General features: G+C 72.5%; 3 protein-coding genes. All 3 read left to right on the top strand.

Annotated elements, in window-relative coordinates:
* The coding region (locus PLL68_RS09910; protein WP_324533625.1) for a Fur family transcriptional regulator at window positions 1-462 on the top strand (462 nt) is incomplete at its 5' end.
* The gene (ygfZ, locus tag PLL68_RS09905) at window positions 459-1484 is read left to right on the top strand and encodes a CAF17-like 4Fe-4S cluster assembly/insertion protein YgfZ (protein ID WP_324533623.1); all 1026 of its coding nucleotides are present in this window, start codon (window positions 459-461) and stop codon (window positions 1482-1484) included. The genes PLL68_RS09910 and ygfZ, both read left to right, overlap by 4 nt.
* A 42-nt stretch (window positions 1485-1526) precedes the next feature.
* Window positions 1527-2110, top strand: a 584-nt coding sequence (locus tag PLL68_RS09900) for a beta-keto acid cleavage family enzyme (RefSeq protein WP_324533621.1), incomplete at its 3' end; no start/stop codon positions are given.

Genomic DNA, 2110 nt, shown 5'->3' with positions numbered 1-2110 from the left:
CTGACCTCGCAGCGTGAGCGGGTGCTCGGCGCCGTGGGGCGGCTCGGTCATGCGACCCCGGACGACATCGTGGATGCCGTGGCGAGCGACGGGGGTGGACAGGTCGCCGCATCGACGGTGTACCGCGCACTGGACGCCCTGCAGGAGCTGGGCCTGGTCGGTCACACCCACGTCGACCACCGTGCGCCGAGCTACCACCTCGCCGAGCACGCCACGCACCTGCACGTCGTCTGCCGGGGGTGTGGCTCGGTGGGCGAGGCCCCGCTCACCATGGCGGACGAACTGGTGGCCCGCCTCGACGAGTCGTTGGGATTCGCCGCCGAGGTGTCGCACGCCGCCGTGCACGGACTGTGCCGGAAGTGCCGCGCGGCCGACCCAGCCGAACCGCACCGCGCCGGTGACCACCCGGCATCCGACGTGCCGTTGTCCGCACACCCCGAAACCCCGAAGGCCACACCATGACCACGTCCACCGTGAGCTCCCCCCTGCTCGACCGCCCGGGCGCGGTCGCGGGTGAGGGCGCCGACGCCGGGGTGGCTGCCCACTACGGCGACCCGATGCGCGAGCAGCGACTGCTGGCCGAGGGGCTCGCCGTGGTCGACCTGTCGCACCGGGGGGTCGTCACCGTCACCGGGCCCGACCGGCTCACGTGGTTGCACTCGATGACCACGCAGCACCTCACCGGGCTGGCACCTCGCACGTCGCGCGAGTCGCTCGTGCTCTCGCCCAAGGGGCACATCGAGCACGCCCTGCACCTCGTCGACGACGGGGAGACGACGTGGATCACGGTCGAGCCCGGGAGCGCGCCTGCGCTCGTGGCCTGGCTGGACTCGATGCGCTTCATGCTGCGGGTCGAGGTCGCCGACGTCACGGCGGACTGGGCCGTGCTCGGTGAGCCCATCGGCGCCGAGTCGGCGCCGGGGGAGCCGCTCGCGTGGGTCGACCCTTGGCCCTCCCTTGTGGGTGACACGGCGGCCTACGGACCGGTCGAAGGGCACCCCGGCGAGGGGCGTGCGTGGCGTGAGCTCGTCGTGGCGCGGCCTGCTCTCGAGGCCGCGGTCGGCGACCGACCGCTGGCTGGTACCTGGGCGGCCGAGGCGCTGCGCGTCATGGCCTGGCGCCCGCGGCTCGGGGCCGAGACCGATCACCGCACCATCGCGCACGAGGTCGACTGGCTGCGCACTGCGGTGCACCTGCACAAGGGCTGCTACCGCGGCCAGGAGACCATCGCCCGCGTGCACAACCTCGGGCGGCCGCCGCGACGCCTGGTCTTCCTGCACCTCGACGGGTCGGGACACGTGCTCCCGGATGCCGGGGCGCCGGTGCGCTTCGGCGACCGGGAGGTGGGGCGGATCACCACGGTCGCTCGGCACCACGAGGACGGCCCGGTCGCGCTCGCGGTCATCAAGCGCTCTATCCCGGAGGACGTGGATCTTCTCGTCGGGGAGACGGCGGCATCGCAGACCGTCGTCGTGAGTGGCTGATCCCCGAAGAATCTTCGGTAGCGACCTGACATGATGGGGTCCATGGCCACCTCATCGACCCCGGTCGGGACCCTCATCACCGTCGCCCCCACGGGCGCCGAGCACGCCAAGGCGGACCTGCCCCAGCTGCCGACGACCCTCGACGAGCTCGTCGAGACCGCTCGGCGCTGCGAGGCGGCCGGGGCGGCGCTGATCCACCTGCACATCCGCGACGCCGACCACGCCCCGACCCTGGACCGTGGGTTGCTGAAGGCGTCGGTGGATGCCGTGCGCTCGGAGACCGACCTCATCGTCCAGCTCTCGACGGGGGGTTCGGTGCACGACCCGCTCGAGACGCGGCTGACGGTGCTCGACGCCGAGCCGGACTCGTGCTCGCTCACGTGTGGGACCACCAACTTCGGTGACGACGTCTTCCTGAACCCGTGGGGGTTCATGAGCGACCTGTACGTGCAGGCCCAGGAGCGCGAGGTGGTGCCCGAGTTCGAGCTGTTCGACCTCGGCCACGTGCACGCGCTGCGGCGCCTCATCGACACCCACGGCCTGCCGTTCGGCGGGAAGGTGCACGTCGACTTCGTGACCGGCGTGCCGGGTGGGATGCCGGCGACGACGGCTGCCCTGATGGCCGG

Origin of the sequence: Ornithinibacter sp., from assembly GCF_035443565.1 — a bacterium.
Lineage (GTDB): Bacteria > Actinomycetota > Actinomycetes > Actinomycetales > Dermatophilaceae > Fodinibacter.
Note: the sequence above shows the minus strand (reverse complement) of the source record. Positions and strands in the feature narration are given on the sequence as shown.